We start from the raw sequence: 13,332 nt of genomic DNA, 5'->3' as shown, positions 1-13,332 counted from the left end.
GGGCCTTTCGCGTCGTGCGGATCCGCCGTTACCGCAGCCGCGCCATCAGTGCGTGCTCCACCAGCGTGATGAGCGCGCTCTTCGCCTCGCCGCGGTGGCGGGCGTCGGTGACGATGATGGGAGCCTCGGGGCCGATCTGCAGCGCCTCCCGGACTTCCTCCGGGTTGTACGGCTGGTGTCCGTCGAAGCCGTTGAGGGCGATGACGAAGGGCAGCCCGCTGTTCTCGAAGTAGTCCACGGCCGGGAAGCAGTCGGCCAGCCGGCGGGTGTCCACCAGGACGACCGCGCCGATGGCGCCGCGCACCAGGTCGTCCCACATGAACCAGAAGCGGTCCTGACCCGGCGTACCGAACAGGTACAGGATCAGGTCCTCGTCGAGCGTGATCCGGCCGAAGTCCATCGCCACGGTGGTCGTGGTCTTGTCCGGCGCGTGGGTCAGGTCGTCGATACCCGCCGAGGCGGAGGTCATCACGGCTTCGGTACGCAGCGGGTTGATCTCCGATACGGCACCGACGAACGTGGTCTTGCCCACGCCGAAGCCGCCCGCCACCACGATCTTCGCCGAGGTGGTTGAGCGAGCTGGACCGCTAGAGCTTGCGAAGTCCACTGAGCACCCTTTCGAGCAGTGTCACGTCTGGCTGTCCGCCCGAGGCATCGTCGCCACCGGGCTGGTGAATGGCGACGAGACCGGCCTCCGCCAGGTCGGCGACGAGGATTCGGGCTACGCCGAGGGGGATGGAGAGAAGCGCGGAGATCTCCGCAACCGACTTGATCTCCCGGCAGAGGATGCAGATCCGCTGGTGCTCCGGCAACTGCCCCCGCAGCTGTGACGCTTCCGCGGTCGTGCTGACCAGTGCCTCGAGGGCGAGCTGGTAGCGCGGCCGGGTGCGGCCACCGGTCATCGCGTACGGGCGGACCAGCCCGGACGGGGACGTTCGTCCGGCCGGTGCCGTGCGCGGCGACGGTGCCTGCGGGGGTTCGTACGGCTGGATCCTCGGCTGCCGATGCGACGGCCTGCCGCCCGGGTCCTGGGTCCCACCGCCGAAGGCGGGGGGCGGCTCCGGGCTGGGCGCCGAGGGAAAATTGAACCGCTTGAGGGGCGGCTGCTGTTGGTGATTTCCGTACTGATCTCCGCCTGGGGGCGTTGCCACGGTTCCTCCTCCAGCTGGGTAGCGCGTCCGAGAACCCTACGGGTCCCCGAACGCGCTCGCATGCCTGTCTCTCAGCCGAGCAGGCTGCCCTGCAGTTCTGCGCGCAGATCGGGGGTGAGCACATTGCCCGCCCGGTCGACCAACAGGGCCATCTCGTAGCCCACGAGGCCGATGTCGCACTCGGGGTGCGCCAGCACGGCCAGCGAGGAGCCGTCCGAGACGGACATGATGAAGAGGAAGCCGCGCTCCATCTCCACGACGGTCTGGTTCACGCTGCCGCCCTCGAAGATCCGCGAGGCACCCGCGGTCAACGAGGTCAGACCGGAGGCCACCGCGGCCAGCTGGTCCGCACGGTCCCGCGGGAATCCCTCGGACATCGCCAGCAGCAGGCCGTCGGCAGAGACCACAACCGTATGGGAGACCCCTGGGGTCTGGTCCACGAAACTGGTGATCAACCAGTTCAGGTTCTGTGCCGCCTGGCTCATCGGACTCAACTAACGCTCCTGGTGCTTGGGGCCGAAGCCCTGGCCGTTCGTGTCAGTTCCCGCAGTACGCCCCTGCTGGACGCCGCGCCGCAGATTGCTCAGTCGGCCGCGGACGTCCTCGGGTGCTCGGGAGACCATGGGGCCGCCCTGCGGAGTCTGCTGTGCGGTGCCCGGGACCAGATTGGCCTTGGGGACCCGCCGGGGCAGGCCGGAGGGGGTGACCCCGCCGGCCTTGGGCTTGCGGGCCTGCTCGGCCCGCTGCCAGTTGTCGTCGTTCGTGGAACGCCAATCGGGGGACTCCGCCGACAGGTCCGGCGTCCCGGCCGGCGCCGCGGGCGCCGGCTGCGCGGGGAAGCCGTTCGCCGGCTGGGGCTCCGACTGGGCCGGGGCCGACGGTCCGGACTGCTGCCGACCGCGGTCGCGGCGCGGCAGGCCCGCGTCCGTCACGGTCGTGTGCAGCGGGCCTGAGGACGGTCCCGGCCCGTCGAAGCCTACGCGCTCCGGGGACCCGAAGGGGGCGGCAGCGGCGGAATCGGTCGCCGGCACGTCCTGGTAGGCCGAGGTCTGCGGCATCTCCCGCTGCTGCGCGGGCTGCTGGGTACTCCAGCCGTCCTGCGCGTAGCCGTTCTGCTGCTGCCAGCCGTCCTGGGCGAAGCCGCCCTGGGTGGCGTCGTACTCGGGCGCCGGGGGCGGGAAGCCGCCGTCGGTGTACGAGGGCTCCTGGAAGGCCGCGGGTTGCGTGTCGTAGCCGTGCTGCTCCTGGAGGTTCTGCTCCGGGAATCCCTGCGCGTCGTATCCGTCCTGCTGGAAGGTCTCCTGCGGGAAGGAGTTCGCGGCGGCCGGGTTCTCGAAGCCGTCGAGGGACGCCTGCTGCGCCTGCTGCTCGCCGACCTCGTCGCGGAACATCGGGCGCTCGCCGCGGTCGTTGGCCGCGGCCTCCAGCTGGGCGCGGCGCTCCCCGCGGATCAGCGAGCGGCCGACCGGGTCCAGCGTGCGGGCGTTGTCCTGACCCTCCGCGCGTTCGTAGCGGGAGTCGTCGAAGCCGAGCTCGGCGGCGGTCGGACCGTAGGCGGCGAAGGACTCCGTCGCGGCCTCCGGCACCATCTGCGACACCGTGAAGTCGTCCTCCAGCGGTATCTCCTCGCCGCCACCACCGTGGGTGATCGGCTCGGGGAGCATGACCAGCGACGTGGTGCCCGCCTGCTCGCCCGAGGGGCGCAGCTGCACGCGGATGTTGTGCCGGTCGGCGAGGCGGCCGACCACGAACAGGCCCATGCGCTTGGAGATCGACGCGTCGACGGTGGGCGGGTCGGCCAGCTTGTGGTTGATGTCCGCGAAGTCCTCGGCCGTGAGGCCGATGCCCTTGTCGTGGATCTCGACCATCACCCGGCCGTCCGGCAGCCGGGTCGCGGTGACCCGGACCCTGGTCTGCGGCGAGGAGAACGTGGTGGCGTTCTCCAGCAGCTCCGCCAGCAGGTGCACAAGGTCGGTCACGGCGGTGCCGTGGATGTCCGTCTCCGGGATGCCGACCAGCTCGATGCGCGCGTACGACTCCACCTCGGAGGCCGCGGCGCGCAGCACGTCGACCAGCGGCACCGGCTGGTTCCACCGGCGGCCGGGCTCCTCGCCGGCGAGGACCAGGAGGTTCTCGCCGTTGCGGCGCATACGGGTCGCGAGGTGGTCCAGCTTGAAGAGGTTCTCCAGCTGGTCCGGGTCGCCCTCGTTGTTCTCCAGGTCCGTGATCAGCGTCAGCTGGCGCTGGATGAGGCCCTGGTTGCGGCGGGAGAGGTTGGTGAAGATCGCGTTGACGTTGCCCCGGAGCAGTGCCTGCTCGGCGGCGAGCCGGACGGCCTCGCGGTGGATCTGGTCGAAGGCGCGGGCGACCTCGCCGATCTCGTCGTTGGAGTTGATCGGGATGGGCTCGACCCGGGTGTCGATCTTGCCGGGGTCGGTTCGGGACAACTGGTCGACCAGCGCCGGCAGCCGCTGCTCGGCGACCTCGAAGGCCGAGGTGCGCAGACGGCGCATGCTGTTGCTCATCGAGCGGGCCATCATCGCGGCCACGATGAAGGCGATGATCAGGGCGACCAGCACGATGGCCGAGTTGACGATGGCCTCGATGCGGGCGCTGTCGGCGATGTCACTGGAGTCCTGCAGCGCCTGGTCCGCCAGGTGCTTCTCGACGTTCTGGTAGGCCTCGAAGCCGAGCGTGGTGGCGCCGAACCAGGTCTGCGGCGTGATGCCCTGGGTCTTGAGGCTGTCGGGGTCCTGGCCGGAGGCGACCAGCTTGATCATCGTCCGCAGGTCCGGCGGGGCGACGAAGGGCTGGCCGGCGTCCTTGGCCGCCTGCCCGGCCTGGGTGACCTGCTCCTTGCCCTTCCGCAGAGCCGCGGCCTGCTCGTCCTGGAGCCGCTGGTAGTCGGCCGCGGTGCCGCCGCCCTTGTACTCCGCCTCGGCGACCTGCTGGAGGTAGGCGTAGGAGGCGAAGGAGGTGAGCTGCGTGTTGAGCTCCTCGGGGGCCAGCTTGGAGCGGTTCTCGACCAGCAGGTGGGTGCCGATGGAACGGGTCAGCGACTCGGCGGCCTTGGCGAGCTCGATGGCGTACAGCGTGCGGCCGTAGGAGGCGACGCTGCTGGTGCCGAAGCCGAGTTCGTTCGCCAGCTCCATCAGCGGGTGCTGGATCTCGACGTACTTCTCTTCGGTCTGCACGCCGGGCAGCTGCCGGGTGAAGGCGGTCTCGCGCAGCTTCGCCAGGACCTTCTCGCCCTCGCGGATGTTGGCCACACGGCGTTCGAGGCGCTCGTCCGCGGGCAGTTCGCGCACCGTGGCGTCGAAGGCGGCGGCGGCCGAGTCGGTGGCGGCACGCGCCGCCACCACGGTCTTGTTCTCCTTGTCGCCCTGGAGCAGGGGAACCACGCTGACGTCGCGCTCGTTCAGCACGGCGTTGGCGTAGTCCACCGCGGCCCGGACGGCCCGCGCGGTCCGCACCGCGTCGTCGGCGTCCTGCCAGGTCTGCACGGCCGTCTGCACCTGGAAGCCGCCGAAGACCAGGGCGACCAGCACCGGGATGAGGAGGATGACGTTCAGACGGGTGGCCACCCGCCAGTTGCGCATGGCCAAGCGGCTGCCCGAATCGGCGACCGGCTCCGCGGTCTCGGGGGCGGCCGCGGCCTGCGCCGTGCCGTATCGCGCAGGCGGGGTGAAATTGCCACGCGGGTGGTCCGCGGGACCCGGCTCTGAGCGCCTCGTGTTCCTCACTCGACCAACAACCTCTCGGCGACGACGCCGGCGGCGTCGTTCCTACTCTCGGGTTTCGATGAATTCCAGCACGTCATGGGGGTGCTCCACAAACCTCCGGAGGCGATGCCGAACCCATGATCACGCGCTTGTTAAAAGGGGCATAAGCATAAAGCGGTGGCATTTCAGCAGGGCGATGTATGCGCAGTGAAGCCGGTCGGGCGCAGGCGGTGTTCGAGATGTTCCGATTCGCGGTCGAAACGTTATGAACAGAAGGACCGGCCATGTCAAAAGACACGGCCGGTCCGTACCCGAAGTGGCAAGCTGGAGTGCTTACTTGAGACGAGCGAGCAATGCGTGTTCGACGAGCGTGATGAGCGCGCTCTTCGCCTCGCCGCGGTGGCGGGCGTCGGTGGTGATGATGGGGGCCTCGGGGCCGATCTGCAGCGCCTCGCGCACCTCGTCGGGCGTGTACGGCTGGTGGCCGTCGAAGCCGTTGAGGGCGATGACGAAGGGCAGACCGCTGTTCTCGAAGTAGTCCACGGCCGGGAAGCAGTCCGCGAGCCGGCGGGTGTCGACCAGCACGACCGCGCCGATGGCGCCGCGCACCAGGTCGTCCCACATGAACCAGAAGCGGTCCTGACCCGGCGTACCGAACAGGTACAGGATCAGGTCGTCGTCGAGCGTGATACGGCCGAAGTCCATCGCCACGGTCGTGGTCGTCTTGTCGGCCACGTGGGTCAGGTCGTCGACGCCCGCGGACGCGGAGGTCATCACGGCCTCCGTGCGGAGCGGGTTGATCTCCGAGACCGCTCCGACGAACGTGGTCTTGCCCACACCGAAGCCACCGGCCACCACGATCTTCGCCGAGGTGGTGGCGCGGGCCGCGGGCGGCGCACCGTACGCCGCCTGCTGCCCCGGCCTAGAGCTTGCGAAGTCCACTGAGCACCCTTTCGAGCAGTGTCACATCAGGCTGTCCGCCGGCCTCGCCGCTGCTCGGCTGGTGGATGGCGACCATCCCGGCCTCAGCCAGGTCGGCCACCAGGATCCGGGCCACCCCCAACGGAATCGCCAGCAGTGCGGAGATCTCGGCGACCGACTTGATCTCCAGGCACAGGTGGCAGATGCGCTGGTGTTCGGGGAGCATCCCCTGGTAAGCACCCGGCTCGGCAGTGGTGCTCACCAGCGCCTCGATGGCGAGCTGGTAACGCGGCCGGGTGCGACCACCGGTCATGGCGTACGGCCGCACCAGCGGCTGGTCGCCTTCGCCCCCGTACGGCGCATGGTGGTGCGCGCCGTACGGGCCGGGCGAGGCAGGCGGCGGTGTCATGAAGGTCCTCCGGATAAGAGCGGACGCGGTTCTCTTGTCATGGGGCGGTGTCGGCCGGGCTCACGCGAGCTCAGCCCATCAGACTGCCTTGGAGTTCTGCGCGAAGGTCGGGGGTGAGGACAGCGCCCGCCCGGTCGACGAGCAGCGCCATCTCGTAACCGACGAGGCCGATGTCGCACTCGGGGTGCGCCAGAACGCACAGCGAGGATCCGTCCGAGATCGTCATCAGGAGGAGGAAGCCGCGCTCCATCTCCACCACCGTCTGATTGACGTTGCCGCCCTCGAAGATGCGGGACGCACCCGCGGTCAGCGAGGTCAGACCGGAGGCCACGGCCGCCAGCTGGTCGGCGCGGTCCCGGGGGAAACCCTCGGACATCGCCAGCAGCAGGCCGTCGGCGGAGACCACCACCGTGTGGGACACCCCGGGGGTGTTGTCCACGAAGTTGGTGATCAACCAGTTCAGATTCTGTGCCGCCTGGCTCATCTGGCTCAACTAACGCTCCTGCTGGTGAGTGGTGCCAAAGCCGCGGCCGTCGGTCGTGCCCGTACCGGCCTGGCGGCCTTGCTGAATACCGCGCCGGAGGTTGGTCAGGCGTCCGCGCACGTCGTCGGGGGCCCGGGAAACCTGCGGACCACCTTGGGGGGCTTGCTGGGTCGTACCGGTACCGGGCACGAGGTTCGCGCGCGGCACCCGGCGGGGGAGGCCGGAGGGGGTGACCCCGCCGGCGGAGGGCTCACGGACCTGGCCGGCCCGCTGCCACACCTCATCGTTGGGCGAGCTGCGCCAGGCGGCGGGCTCACGACGGGGCGGCGGCGGGGCCTGCTGGGTCTGGGGCTGCTCGGCGCGGACCCGCTGCGGCTGCTGCTGCTGAGGCTGCTGCTGAGGCTGCTGCGGGCGCTGCGGCGGACGGGTCGGGGCACCGCCGGAGACGGGACCGCTGCCGTTCTGCTGCGGGGCCACCGGGCCGTGCTCGACGTGCACTTGCTGCATGCGCTCGGCGCGGCCGGTGCGGAACCAGTCCGACTCGAGGGAGTCGAAGATCGGGCTGGTCTCGTCCGCACGGGCCGGGGCCGGCGGCAGGGCCATCGGCTCGGACGCGGCAGGCAGCGGATGCCGCTGCTCGCCGGATCGCTGCTGCTGACCTGCGGCCGGTCCGCGGTGGCGCTGGGCCTGCGGGGCCGGAGGCATGGGCGCCTGCGGCATCTGGGCCTGCGGGCCCGCCGGACGCTGGAAGACGTCGCTGCGGGTGTAGGTGCCCGTCTGCTGCTGCGGCGGCTGTTCCTGCTGGTACTGCGGCTGCTGTTGCGGCAGCTGCTGTTCCTGCTGGTACTGCTGCGGCTGTTCCTGCTGGTACTGCTGTTCTTGCTGATACTGATACTGCGGCTGCTGCTGGCCGAAGGCGGAACCCATGGTGCCGCGCTGCGGCGCCGTGTGCGGGATCGTGTTGAAGTCCGGGCGCTCGAACTGCGCCGTGCTCTCCAGGTCCTCGTGGCCGCGCGGCATGTCCGCCGCGGGCCCGCCGGGAGCCGCGCCGACCGGCTGCGGGGCCGACGGCTGCTGCGGGTACTGCGGCTGCTGCGGAGGCATCGACGGAGTGGCGTGGCGCTGCGGACGGCTCTGACCGCCCTGGCCCTGCTGCTCGTTCGCCCAGCTCGGGTTGGAACGCTGCGGAGCGGCGGGCGCTCCGCGACGACCGCCCTTCGGAGCCTGACCCGAGCCCGCAGGGCCCGAGTTGAGGGCCGGCCGCTGAGCGGAACCGGGCACCTGGCCGCGCTGGGGCGTACGGCCGACACCGGCGGCCGCCGCACCGGCGCCCACCGCCGCACCCGGACCGGGACCGCCCGGCTGCTGGCCGCGGTTGCCCGCGGCACCGGGCTGCGGCTTGGCGCCGCCCTGGGTGACGTCGACCGGGAGCATGACCAGCGCCGTGGTGCCGCCCGAGTCGGACGGACGCAGCTGGATGCGGATGCCGTGTCGCAGGGACAGGCGGCCGACCACGAACAGACCCATGCGGCGGGAGACGGAGACGTCCACCGTCGGCGGGTTGGCGAGCCGCTCGTTGATGTCGGCCAGGTCCTCGGGGGAGAGGCCGATGCCGGTGTCGTGGATCTCGATCAGCACGCGCCCGTCGGGCAGCGCGTGACCGGTGACCCGGACCTTGGTCTGCGGGGAGGAGAACGAGGTCGCGTTCTCCAGCAGCTCTGCGAGCAGATGGACGAGGTCGTTGACGACGCGGCCGGTGACTTCCACCGGTGGCACCGAGGTGAGCTCGATGCGCTCGTACTGCTCCACCTCGGAGGCCGCGGCGCGGAGCACGTCGACCAGCGGGACCGGACGGGTCCACCGGCGCCCGGGCTCCTCGCCCGCGAGGACGAGAAGGTTTTCGCCGTTCCGGCGCATACGGGTCGCGAGGTGGTCGAGCCGGAAGAGGCTGGCCAGCTGGTCCGGGTCGGCCTCGCGGGACTCCAGTTCGGAGATCAGGCTCAGCTGACGCTGGATCAGGCCCTGGCTGCGGCGCGAGAGGTTGGTGAACATCGCGTTGACGTTCCCTCGCAGCAGCGCCTGCTCGGCGGCGAGTCGGACCGCCTCACGGTGGACCTCGTCGAACGCGCGGGCCACCTGCCCGATTTCGTCGCGGGTGTGGATGCCGATCGACTCGACCGATGTGTCCACGTCCTGCGGGTCGGACTCGGAGAGCTGCTTGACCAGCTCGGGCAGCCGCTTATGGGCGACTTCCTGCGCGGTGTCCTGCAGGCGGCGCAGCGAGCGGACCATCGAGCGGGCGACGACGAAGGCGCCGACGACCGAGATGCCGAGCACGAGGAGGATCAGCGCACCGCTGATGATCGCCTCTTGCTGTGCCTCGTTGCGCAGCGTCAGGGCCTGCTGCTGCATCTCCTCGAGCAGATGCTGCTCGATGTTCTTCATCGTGTTGAGCTTGGTGCTGGAGGCGTCGTCCCAGTCGAGGTAGGAGCCCTCGAAACTCTCGATGCCCTCTTCGGAGTGGGTGATGCGCTGAGCCTGCTCGTCGTGCAGCAGGATCGCTTCGTTACCGCGCTCGAGAGGGTTGAGAAGCTCCGTGGACTTCTGCCGGCCGTAGATCTGTTTGAACTGCTCCAGGGAGGTGCGGTACGACCTGCTCGCGCTGTTCGCGAAGCGCCAGTCGTTCTGACTGAGCTTCTTGCCGTCGGCGAGTGCGGCACTGATCACGGCGCGCTGGATCGACTCGTACTCCTTGGCGCTGGAGAACGCCGCCAGCGCGCGCGTACTGGCGATCATGTCGGTGTTACCGGTCGCTTCCGCCATCTCCTGGGAGAGGTCGATCAGCGACTGGATCAGAGCGTCGTACTCACTGACCGTGGAGGAGACGAACCCTTCCTGGTCGTAAGCGCGTTGGCGGATCGCATTCAGGTTTCCGAGCTGACGGCCGATCTGGGCGATCGAAGCGTTCACACCCGTGAGATCGGGGTCGACGCCGTCCTCGGCCGCGATGAAGGCCCTGCGGGTCCGATCGGTGTTGTCCCGGGCCGCCGTGATGTCGTCGTCTTTTTCCTGCCGCGGGGTGCTGGACAGCGGGCCGGCGGAGATGTCCCGTTCGTTCTGGAGCGCGGCGGCGAACTTGGTCGCCTGCTCCGTGAGGTCGGTCAGGGACGTCATCGCGTCCAGCTGCTTCACGTTCTCCAGCGAGCTCTGGATGCGCAGCGCACCCAGCGTGGTCGCGGCGACCACCGGTAGCGCGAGCAGCGACACCAGACGAGTGCTGATGCGCCAGTTGCGCATGGCTATTCGGGAGCCGTGTTTGGGGCCTGAGCGCACACCGCTCTCCGGCATGGCGCCGCTCTCCGCGCCTGCGGTTCCGGCGTCTGCGGTGTCCTCCCGGCGGGCGGGGCCGGTGTCGGCCCCACCATGCTGTTCCGGGTCGCCCGCAGCGCCGCCATCCCTCTTGAAACGTCCCTGCACTAGCGTCGCAACCTCTGGACCAGGCGTCCCCCGCGCGGGCGGATGGACGGTGTCGAGTTTGTGGAGTCCCGCCCCCCGGCAGGTACCCGTTGGTAGCCACCGCCGGTCGGCGATCGCACGCTCCCCCTTGCGCGCCGGCATCTGTTGATACGGCGGTCCGGGGAATTCCAGCACAGTGCCGGACCTCCAACAAGGCCCGTCGGGTATCGAGTGGAATACGTGACTCAGTGCACTGGGTGCATCACGCGGTGTCCGGCCACATTCGGGCGGGGACGGTCAATTCGGGCACGTACGGCCGCTCATGGGCCTCTGCCTGCATGAGTCGGCCGGCGGTCGGAGGGTGCAAATGTTGTGGATCTTCCGTGATGTCGGGTTCGCAGGCAACGGCCGGCCGTCCGATTCGCCCTTCTTGTCAACCACTTGGTGAGCAAAATCACAGGGGCGTGCCCGTGTCGGTCACCCGGAAAGGGGAATGCCCGCCAGATAGATTGACGTTTGACACGACCGTGTATTACGTCAAGCTGCGCCCGGTTGGGCGCCCGGACTCCACGAGGTTCTGACCGCCCCATGAAGACGACCATGATCATGCGACCCATAGCCAATCCGCGCCGCACCACCCTCGCGCACCTCACGGACGCCGAGGAGAATGCGGACCACGGAGGTCGTACCGGCCGTCGAGGGCGAGGCCCCCGTCGTGATCCTGCCGCGGCAGACCGCCAACCCGCGCCGCACGGTCGTGAACAACCTGGAGAACCAGCCGGCGGACTGAGCCTCCGGCTCGCCGGACGGAAGAGGGCAGCACCCCCGGGATAACCTGGAGCGTCAGTCTCCGGCCAGTGAGGTGAGCTGCTTCCCGTGCGCATCGCCAGGTTCTCCATCGACGGCAATGTCGCCTTCGGCGTCGTCGAGGGCGACGAGTCCGTCCCGGACGGACTCGTTCTCGACATCATCAAGGGCATCCCGTTCGCCGAGTACGAGCGCTCCGGCACCAAGGTGCCGCTGAGCAAGGTGCGGCTGCTGCCGCCCGTACTGCCCAGCAAGGTCGTCGGCATCGGCCGCAACTACGCCGAACACGCCGCGGAACTGGGCAACGAGGTCCCGGAGGTACCGGTCGCCTTCTTCAAGCCGTCCACCTCGGTGATCGGCCCCGGCGACCCGATCGCCTACCCCTCCTTCTCGCACGAGGTGCACTACGAGGCCGAGCTCGCCGTGGTGATCGGCCGGCTGTGCCGCGAGGTCCCCCGTGAGCGGGTCCAGGACGTGATCCTCGGCTACACCTGCGCCAACGACGTCACCGCCCGCGACGCCCAGAAAGCCGAGAAGCAGTGGGCCCGCGCCAAGGGCTTCGACTCCTCGTGCCCCATCGGCCCCTGGATCGAGACCGGTCTCGACCTCGCGGCCGCCGGCGACCTCGCGGTGACCGCGACCGTCAACGGCGAGCTGCGTCAGGCCGGCCGCACCAGCCAGATGATCCGCTCCATCGAGGACCTGATCGTCCACATCTCCGAGGCGATGACACTGCTCCCCGGCGACGTGATCCTCACCGGCACACCGGCCGGTGTCGGACCGCTCCATGTCGGCGACGAGGTCGCCGTCACCATCGAAGGCATCGGCACTCTCACCAACAAGGTGATCAAGCGTGACTAGCGCAGCACCCGTACGCGTACGTTTCTGCCCGTCGCCGACCGGCAACCCCCATGTGGGCCTGGTCCGCACCGCCCTGTTCAACTGGGCGTTCGCCCGCCACCACCAGGGCGCCCTCGTCTTCCGTATCGAGGACACCGACGCCGCCCGCGACTCCGAGGAGTCGTACCAGCAGCTGCTGGAGGCCATGCGCTGGCTCGGCTTCGACTGGGACGAGGGCCCCGAGGTCGGCGGCCCGCACGCGCCGTACCGCCAGTCGCAGCGCATGGACGTCTACCAGGACGTCGCCGCCAGGCTGCTGGAGTCCGGCCACGCCTACAAGTGCTACTGCACCACCGAGGAGCTCGACGGGCGCCGCGACGCCGCCCGCGCCGCCGGCCGCCCGTCCGGTTACGACGGCCACTGCCGCGACCTGTCCGCCGGGCAGATCGAAGCGTACGAGCGCGAGGGCCGCGAGCCGATCGTCCGCTTCCGCATGCCCGACGAGCCGATCACCTTCACCGACCTGGTGCGCGGCGAGCTGACCTTCAGCCCGGACAATGTGCCCGACTACGGCATCGTCCGGGCCAACGGCGCCCCGCTCTACACCCTGGTCAACCCGGTCGACGACGCGCTGATGGAGATCACGCACGTGCTGCGCGGCGAGGACCTGCTGTCCTCCACCCCGCGGCAGATCGCGCTCTACAAGGCGCTGGCCGAACTCGGCGTCGGCAACGGCACGACCCCGCACTTCGGCCACCTGCCGTACGTCATGGGCGAGGGCAACAAGAAGCTCTCCAAGCGCGATCCGCAGTCCTCCCTCAACCTCTACCGGGAGCGCGGCTTCCTCCCCGAGGGCCTGCTGAACTACCTCTCGCTGCTCGGCTGGTCGCTCTCCGCCGACCGTGACGTCTTCTCCGTCGAGGAGATGGTGGCCGCCTTCGACATCGACGCGGTCAACGCCAACCCGGCGCGCTTCGACCTGAAGAAGGCCGAGGCGATCAACGCCGACCACATCCGCATGCTGGACGTGAAGACGTTCGCCGAGGCGTGCGGCCCGTGGCTGAAGGCCCCGCACGCCCCCTGGGCACCCGAGGCGTTCGACCAGGCGGCCTTCGAGGCGATCGCGCCGCACGCCCAGACCCGGCTGACCGTGCTCTCCGAGATCACCGAGAACGTCGACTTCCTCTTCCTCGGCGCGCCGGTGGAGGACGAGGCGTCCTGGGACAAGGCGATGAAGGACCCCGCGGCCGCCGCCGCGCTCCTCGCCACCGCCCGGGAGAACCTCGCCGCCGCCGACTGGAACGCCGAGGCCCTCAAGGCCGCCGTCCTCGCCGCCGGCGAGACCCACGGCCTCAAGCTCGGCAAGGCCCAGGCACCGGTCCGGGTCGCCGTGACGGGCCGTACCGTCGGCCTGCCGCTCTTCGAGTCCCTCGAAGTGCTCGGCCGCGAGCGCACCCTGGCCCGCGTCGACGCCGCGCTGGCGAAGCTCGCCGGCTGACGGAAGGCACGCGCGACCGCCCCGGTTCCCCCGCGGACCCGGGG

Annotated in this window: 10 protein-coding genes and 1 pseudogene; 3 read left to right on the top strand and 8 right to left on the bottom strand. The window is 70.0% G+C overall.

Annotation, left to right across the window (positions count from 1 at the left end; genetic code table 11):
• Positions 1 to 28: 28 nt before the first annotated feature.
• The 8 genes from RV983_RS11780 to RV983_RS11745 all read right to left on the bottom strand — a co-directional run bounded on the left by RV983_RS11780 (position 29) and on the right by RV983_RS11745 (position 10,164).
• Positions 29 to 607 carry a GTP-binding protein gene (locus RV983_RS11780; RefSeq protein ID WP_475985746.1) on the bottom strand — a complete coding sequence of 193 codons (579 nt, stop codon included), beginning with the start codon at positions 605 to 607 and terminating at the stop codon, positions 29 to 31.
• Positions 588 to 1,151, bottom strand: a complete 564-nt coding sequence (locus RV983_RS11775) for a DUF742 domain-containing protein (protein ID WP_475985745.1) — start codon at positions 1,149 to 1,151, stop codon at positions 588 to 590. Before RV983_RS11775 ends, RV983_RS11780 begins: the two co-directional genes overlap by 20 nt.
• Before the next feature lie 71 nt (positions 1,152 to 1,222).
• Positions 1,223 to 1,645: a roadblock/LC7 domain-containing protein gene (locus RV983_RS11770; protein WP_475985744.1), complete on the bottom strand. Its 423-nt coding sequence runs from the start codon at positions 1,643 to 1,645 to the stop codon at positions 1,223 to 1,225.
• Entirely contained in the window at positions 1,646 to 4,750 is a 3,105-nt protein-coding gene (locus tag RV983_RS11765) for a sensor histidine kinase (protein ID WP_475990289.1), read from the bottom strand.
• A gap of 456 nt (positions 4,751 to 5,206) precedes the next feature.
• Entirely contained in the window at positions 5,207 to 5,815 is a 609-nt protein-coding gene (locus RV983_RS11760) for a GTP-binding protein (RefSeq protein ID WP_475985743.1), read from the bottom strand.
• Positions 5,796 to 6,203: a DUF742 domain-containing protein gene (locus RV983_RS11755; RefSeq protein ID WP_475985742.1), complete on the bottom strand. Its 408-nt coding sequence runs from the start codon at positions 6,201 to 6,203 to the stop codon at positions 5,796 to 5,798. The genes RV983_RS11760 and RV983_RS11755 overlap by 20 nt, the downstream gene beginning before the upstream one ends.
• Before the next feature lie 70 nt (positions 6,204 to 6,273).
• The gene (locus RV983_RS11750) at positions 6,274 to 6,687 is read right to left on the bottom strand and encodes a roadblock/LC7 domain-containing protein (protein ID WP_319660047.1); all 414 of its coding nucleotides are present in this window, start codon (positions 6,685 to 6,687) and stop codon (positions 6,274 to 6,276) included.
• 9 nt (positions 6,688 to 6,696) lie between these two features.
• Positions 6,697 to 10,164 carry a sensor histidine kinase gene (locus tag RV983_RS11745; RefSeq protein WP_475985741.1) on the bottom strand — a complete coding sequence of 1,156 codons (3,468 nt, stop codon included), beginning with the start codon at positions 10,162 to 10,164 and terminating at the stop codon, positions 6,697 to 6,699.
• A 567-nt stretch (positions 10,165 to 10,731) separates the two neighbouring features.
• Between RV983_RS11745 and RV983_RS11740 the strand changes: the two are divergent.
• From RV983_RS11740 to gltX, 3 genes and pseudogenes are all read left to right on the top strand, one after another.
• A pseudogene (locus RV983_RS11740) lies at positions 10,732 to 10,933 on the top strand (hypothetical protein).
• 86 nt (positions 10,934 to 11,019) lie between these two features.
• Positions 11,020 to 11,811: a fumarylacetoacetate hydrolase family protein gene (locus tag RV983_RS11735; RefSeq protein WP_475985740.1), complete on the top strand. Its 792-nt coding sequence runs from the start codon at positions 11,020 to 11,022 to the stop codon at positions 11,809 to 11,811.
• Positions 11,804 to 13,288, top strand: coding sequence for a glutamate--tRNA ligase (gene gltX, locus RV983_RS11730; RefSeq protein ID WP_475985739.1), 1,485 nt, complete (start codon positions 11,804 to 11,806; stop codon positions 13,286 to 13,288). The genes RV983_RS11735 and gltX overlap by 8 nt, the downstream gene beginning before the upstream one ends.
• The last annotated feature ends 44 nt before the right edge of the window (positions 13,289 to 13,332 follow it).

The sequence above is a fragment of the Streptomyces sp. RLA123 genome, from assembly GCF_056270165.1.
Note: the sequence above shows the minus strand (reverse complement) of the source record. Positions and strands in the feature narration are given on the sequence as shown.